Consider the following 6478-nt stretch of genomic DNA (forward strand, 5'->3'; position numbering starts at 1 on the left):
CCCCTCTCATCTTCTTCTCATGGCTATTCTAGTAGTGTATCCAAAGTGGCGCATGCGCCAAACTGTCCCTAGTTCAACCCTAACGGACAGCTGTCAAAACCGCCATTACGGCAAAAAGACTGCGCTCCCGCAGTCTCCGGCCGTTATTGTTCTTTTGCAGCAGCCGCTTCCTTCGCCATGTCCAGGAAATACGCGTGCAGACGATAATCGTCCGTCAGCTCCGGGTGGTACGACGAGGCCAGCAGATGCCCTTGCCGCGCGGTCACGATCTCGCCGTTATAGGTCGAGAGTACGTCGACGTTCGGCGATACTTCCATAATGAGCGGCGCGCGGATGAATACCGCGCGAACCGGCTCTTCGATGCCTTTAATGGCCAGGTCCGTCTCGAAGCTTTCGCGCTGACGTCCGAACGCATTGCGTGCAACCTTCATATCCATTAGCTGCAGATGAGCGTCTTCTTGGCCGTCGATACGATCAGCAAGTACGATCAAGCCGGCGCATGTGCCGAAAATCGGTTTGCCCTGCCGAGAGAACTCGCGGATTGCATCGATAAACCCATACTTGCGCATCAGCTTGCCGATCGTTGTGCTTTCGCCGCCGGGGATGATCAGACCGTCTAACCCTTGAAGCTCTTCGATACGCTTCACGGCAACGCCCTGTCCGCCGGCAGCTTCTATGCTGCGTATATGTTCCGCAACGGCGCCCTGCAGCGCCAATACGCCTATCTTCATCGCTTTCCCGCCTTCTTTCCGTTCTTAGAAGCCGCGGTCCTGCATGCGCTCGGAAGGCGCCAGCTTCGAAATCTCAATGCCTTTCATCGGCGTACCCAAGTTCTTGGATACTTCCGCAATCAGCTTGTAATCCGTGTAGTGCGTCGTCGCTTCAACGATTGCGCGAGCGAAACGTTCTGGATATTCGGATTTGAAGATACCCGAACCCACGAAAACGCCGTCGGCGCCCAAGTGCATCATCAATGCCGCATCGGATGGCGTCGCTACGCCGCCGGCTGCGAAGTTAACGACAGGCAGCTTGCCTGTTTCATGCACGTCCAGAAGGAGGTCGTACGGCACGCCAAGGTTTTTCGCTTCATGGTACAGCTCGTCCTTGGAGAGGTTTTGTACTTTACGGATTTGGCCCGTGATCAGACGCATATGACGAACAGCCTCAACGATGTTGCCTGTTCCCGGCTCGCCTTTCGTACGAAGCATTGCCGCGCCTTCTTGAATGCGACGGAGCGCCTCGCCGAGGTCTTTCGCACCGCACACGAACGGAACCGTGAAATCGCGTTTCGAGATATGGAATACTTCATCGGCAGGCGTGAGCACTTCGCTCTCGTCGATATAGTCCGCGCCCAGCGCTTCCAGTACGCGAGCTTCTACATAATGACCGATACGTGCTTTCGCCATAACGGGAATCGACACGACCTTCATGACTTCTTCCAGAATCGTCGGATCAGCCATACGGGCTACGCCGCCGGCCGCACGAATATCGGAAGGTACACGCTCAAGGGCCATAACGGCCGTTGCGCCTGCCGCTTCGGCGATTTTTGCTTGCTCGGCATTCATGACGTCCATGATGACGCCGCCTTTTTGCATTTCAGCCATACCGCGTTTTACGCGCGAAGTTCCTGTTTCCATGACGTGAATCCTCCTAAAAGTCTCTGCATGCCTCCTTGCCTTCGCTTCTGCGAACAGAATACTCGCTTCGGAAGCATGCTGAGTTTATATGCTGATCTCCGTTATCCGGACTAGCTCTAACCATTTATTTTACAGCATACTCGAACATTCGACAACATCCATTCTCATTGGAAAATGGCTGCCTGTCTTCCCGCTCAGTCCTGCCTAAAATAAATCCACGATGCCTTTAAACAGGCTGGAGATGAAACCACCCAAACCACGGAACATCAACCGCCACCAGCTGGCCTTCTTAACGTCCTCGGAGGTGACCAGATTAACGGTTTTGTCCAATGTCTTGCCTGTATCCGGATCCTTGTACGAATAGGTTGCCGTACCGACGACCGTTCCACTCGCGATCGGAGCAACAAGTTCTCCGTCCGATTTTAGCTTGACGTTGTTTACCGTAACGGTAGGCGTCGTATTCTTTTTCACGAGGAGGGTAACGTCGGATGCCGTCACGATCGGCACCTGCTTGGACGTGCCCTTCTTAATCTTGACCGTCTTGTTCGATTCTACAACCGATTTCGGCGCGACGATCGTCTTTTTCTCAAAATTGTCGAAACCATAGTCGAACAGCTTGGCGGTTTGCACGAAACGGGACGATTTCGAGGCCGTATCCATGACGACCGATATCAGACGCAGGTCGCCTTGCTTCGCCGTACCGGTGAAGCAGTAACCTGCAGAGCCGATATAACCGGTTTTCATGCCGTCAACGCCTGGGTAGGCAAATTGCTTAAAGTTCGGAATGCTCTTGTTCGTTTCGAGCATCCAGTTCAAGTTGACCATCGCCGTTTTGTCCCGTTCGCGGAACTTATAACTCGGGGTACTGGAGAACTCGAGGAACTCGGGGTGCTTTTTGATCAAAATGCTGGCGAATCTGGCCAAGTCGCTGGCGGAGATGACCGTGTCGTCCGCAAGGCCCGTAGCGCTCGTAAAATGCGCCGAATTGAGGCCGAGCGCCTTCGCCGTCTCGTTCATCTTCTCGACGAACCCTTGCTCCGTGCCGCCGATCCGGTCGGCAAGCGCAATCGTAGCGTCATTCGCGGATTGAACGGCCATCGCCATATACAAGTCTTTTACCGAATGCTGATCGCCTTCGGCCAAATAAATTTGGGAACCGTCCGGCGGAATCGACGCTGCTTCTTTCGACGCCGTGACCATATCGGTCAAGCTCAAACGTTTAGCCGTGATCTCTTCAAGCACCAAGTATTCCGTCATCAGTTTGGTCATGCTCGCCGGCGGATAAGCTTTATCCGCATTTACGGCATAGAGTATTTGTCCCGTATCGGCATCTATAAGAATCGCTGAACGCGCCTCTACTCCGAGCGGGTTCGGCGTCACTTCTACCTTGTCTGCATGAGCAGCATGAGAACCGAGATTCGTCGTAAGCATCATCGCAATGACAGTCGCGCAAATGGTAGGTACAAAACGTACCCGTCCCTTCTTCCGTTTCAACGTCTTCTCTCCTCTTCTATTAAAACATAGCAATAAAATACTCTAGTATTGTAACACAAAGAACCTTCTACATAAAAGAAAGACAGGAAAACGGCGAAATCCGCCATCTTCCTGTCTGTCTGCTTTTTACTGCCATATACAGCTGACATTCCCGACTCTTAACGGACGGTATGACGCTGTTAGAGCGAGTAGTTCGGCGCTTCTTTCGTAATTTGAACATCATGCGGATGGCTTTCGCGCAGGCCCGCATTCGTGATGCGCACAAACTGCGTATCATTCTTCAGCTCGTCAATGTTCCGCGCGCCGCAATAGCCCATGCCGGAACGCAGTCCGCCGATCAACTGATGTACCGTATCCGCCAAAGGACCTTTGTAAGCAACGCGGCCTTCGATCCCTTCCGGAACGAGCTTGTTCTCGTTCTCTTGGAAGTAACGGTCTTTGCTGCCTTCTTTCATGGCGCCAAGAGAGCCCATGCCGCGGTAAACTTTGAAGCGCCGGCCTTGGTAAATCTCCGACTCGCCCGGGCTCTCTTCCGTACCGGCAAACAGGCTGCCGATCATAATTACGCTCGCGCCGGATGCAATTGCTTTCGTTACATCGCCGGAGTATTTGATGCCTCCGTCTGCGATGATCGGAATATTGTATTCCCGCGCAACGGATGCGCAATCGTAAATCGCCGTGATCTGAGGAACGCCAATCCCTGCAATGATACGCGTCGTACAAATCGAACCCGGGCCCATGCCGACTTTAATTACGGAAGCCCCGGCCTCGATCAACTCGCGCGTGCCTTCGCCGGTAGCGACATTGCCTGCGACCAGCGTCAGATCCGGATAATTCCGGCGCAATAGGCGAACCATCTCGATGACGTTCTTCTGATGTCCGTGCGCCGTATCGATGACAAGCACGTCTACGCCTGCTTGAACGAGCGCTTCCGCGCGCTCCGGCGTATCTTTGGCGATGCCTACGGCAGCGCCGCAGAGCAGTCGGCCTTGCGGGTCTTTGGCGGCGTTCGGGAATTGAATTGCTTTCTCGATATCCTTAATGGTAATGAGGCCCTTCAGCGTGTTCGTCTCATCGACCAAAGGCAGCTTCTCGATTTTATGCTTCTGCAGCACGACTTCCGCTTCCCGAAGCGTAGTGCCCACAGGTGCCGTAACAAGGTTGTCCTTCGTCATGACTTCGCTGATCTTCATGGAGTAGTCATGTATGAACCGAAGGTCGCGGTTCGTAATTATACCGACCAGCTTCTGATTGCCGTCAACGACAGGAACGCCGGAGATGCGATATTTGCCCATCAACTCTTCTGCGTCGTAGACATGATGCTCAGCCGTTAGCGAGAACGGATTCGTAATAACGCCGCTTTCCGAACGCTTAACACGGTCTACCTCTTCCGCCTGTTGAGCGATGGACATATTTTTATGAATAATGCCGATCCCGCCTTCGCGTGCCATGGCAATGGCCAGCTTGGCTTCAGTGACCGTATCCATGCCCGCGCTGATGAGCGGAATATTCAGCTTGACCGACTTGCTGAGCGTGACCGATACATCAACTTCCCTAGGCAGTACTTCCGACTTTCGCGGAACGAGCAGTACGTCATCGAAGGTTAAACCTTCTTTGGCAAATTTATTTTCCCACACGGATTTGTTCCTCCTCAAACGCTTTGCGTGCCTGGTTCGAACTTGAAAAAACGCTGTTTTGAACAGGAGCCGCGTATATTATTGAAATAGTAGCAGAGGGGTAGTGGGCTGTCAAGGATGTACCTGCCGGGGAATGATGTCAAAACGACGAACGATAATCGTATTTGCAATTGGAGCTCCACAGCAAAAATTCCCGTACGCCAAGCTCGCGCGCAGCCTGAACTTGTTTATTCACCTGTTCCGCTCCATACGTCTGATGAGGATGGACCCATTTAGCGGTAAAGCTTTGCAGCCATGGGCGGACCGCGGCCGTCGTCGTGCCGCTGCTCTTCATCACGGCGTTCCGATGCATCGCATCAGTCATGGCGTGATGGATAATGGCGTAGGGACTCAGATCGGGCTGTCGAACGCCATACATCCCCGTCGAATAATGAGAAGGGTAGGTCATGGGCGAAATCACGTCTACAGCGCTCGAGATCGAACGCCAGGACTGCCCGATTCCCATATCGTTTGTCGAAGAAGTCACGAGTCCAAATACATCCGCGGAAACTCGCGCGCCTCTGCCATGAATCTGACGGCGCGCATCCCCCAGGAAAGCCGCGATAACTTGTGACTTGTTTTTTCCATGCGTATCGGAATATCGCACTTCCCGGTCGACTCTGCCGCCATTGTCCGGGAATCGAACATAATCAAATTGAATTTCATCGAATCCGTTCGAAGCCGCCTCTGCCGCGATTGCCGTATTATACGTTCTCACTTGCTGTTGGAAAGGGTCCAGCCATGCCTTCCCCTGAGCATCGCGCCATACGCCGCCGCTCTTCCGCTGAAGCGCCATGGACGGATACTGCTTCGCATAGAGCGGATCCTTGAAGGTCACGATTCTGCCGATCACATAGATGTGCTTCGCTTTCAGCTTACGTATTAAGCTCCCTATGTCTCTAATCGCTACATGCCTGTCCGCTCCAATGGCTTTCACTGCTTTTAGAGAAGAGCGATACGTTAATTGTCCATAATCGTTCTTGACGTCGATGACCATCGCGTTCAGGTCCGTCTTATCCACGAGTTGAATGAGATGGTTAAGTCTATTCTCGCTGCCTGCCACCCAGCCGGACACATAAATCCCTCTTACTGGCTGTTTATGGTTGGATAACGATCGGAGCGGTGTTGTACGCTGAGGTTGCGACTCCGCCTGAATCGCAGGCCGGGAGCGACTTTCATATCGACTTTGATTGGCTTCATATCCGTTTGTGATACGAAATTTGGTGATTTCGGTTGGTTTGCGGTTTGTCTGTATGGAGTGAATCCGCAGCGACTTCGATGAATTCGTCAGCGGTTGAGACGGTAAGGGCGGCAAGCCCGGATCGTTCTTATGGGTTTGTCCGCTGCAGCTCGTCATCCCTAAGATGGCCGTCATGCACAACAGCACACTTTTTGCATAGTTTAGCATCCTCGTGATCAACTCCCATCGACCTACATTAACAGTAGTATGTTCACTCGATTGGTTAGAGTTGTGAAGGAGTTGTCTCCAGCATTGGATGAAATAAACAAATGCGTAGGGTAAAATAAACAACAAAAAACCGACTGCAAGTTGCAGTCGGTTCATCGTGCTTGGCAACGTCCTACTCTCCCAGGACCCTGCGGTCCAAGTACCATCGGCGCTGGAGGGCTTAACGGTCGTGTTCGGGATGGGTACGCGTGGTTCCCCTCCGC

The 6478-nt window shown here is 53.0% G+C and carries 5 protein-coding genes and 1 rRNA gene; all 6 read right to left on the reverse strand.

The genetic code is table 11. The features are described from left to right. Nucleotides 1-143 precede the first annotated feature (143 nt). Entirely contained in the window at nt 144-731 is a 588-nt protein-coding gene (gene pdxT, locus GT003_RS20715; protein ID WP_161701371.1) for a pyridoxal 5'-phosphate synthase glutaminase subunit PdxT, read from the reverse strand. Between the two features lie 24 nt (nt 732-755). Then, nucleotides 756-1637: a pyridoxal 5'-phosphate synthase lyase subunit PdxS gene (gene pdxS, locus GT003_RS20720; protein ID WP_161701373.1), complete on the reverse strand. Its 882-nt coding sequence runs from the start codon at nt 1635-1637 to the stop codon at nt 756-758. A 204-nt stretch (nt 1638-1841) separates the two neighbouring features. Continuing rightward, nucleotides 1842-3131, reverse strand: a complete 1290-nt coding sequence (locus tag GT003_RS20725) for a D-alanyl-D-alanine carboxypeptidase family protein (protein ID WP_239565990.1) — start codon at nt 3129-3131, stop codon at nt 1842-1844. A gap of 179 nt (nt 3132-3310) precedes the next feature. Next, nucleotides 3311-4768 carry an IMP dehydrogenase gene (gene guaB / locus GT003_RS20730; RefSeq protein ID WP_161701375.1) on the reverse strand — a complete coding sequence of 486 codons (1458 nt, stop codon included), beginning with the start codon at nt 4766-4768 and terminating at the stop codon, nt 3311-3313. A gap of 139 nt (nt 4769-4907) precedes the next feature. After that, nucleotides 4908-5882: a putative glycoside hydrolase gene (locus tag GT003_RS20735; protein WP_338045989.1), complete on the reverse strand. Its 975-nt coding sequence runs from the start codon at nt 5880-5882 to the stop codon at nt 4908-4910. Nucleotides 5883-6374: 492 nt separating this feature from the next. Further along, nucleotides 6375-6478 (reverse strand): 5S ribosomal RNA (gene rrf, locus GT003_RS20740); the annotation flags it as partial.

The sequence above is a fragment of the Paenibacillus sacheonensis genome, from assembly GCF_009909195.1.
Taxonomy (GTDB): domain Bacteria; phylum Bacillota; class Bacilli; order Paenibacillales; family Paenibacillaceae; genus Paenibacillus_Z; species Paenibacillus_Z sacheonensis.

What these genes read in the sequence shown, in the direction of transcription:
- pdxT (WP_161701371.1), bottom strand. Translation starts at nt 731, where the DNA reads ATGAAGATAGGCGTATTGGCGCTGCAGGGCGCCGTTGCGGAACATATA.
- pdxS (WP_161701373.1), bottom strand. Translation starts at nt 1,637, where the DNA reads ATGGAAACAGGAACTTCGCGCGTAAAACGCGGTATGGCTGAAATGCAA.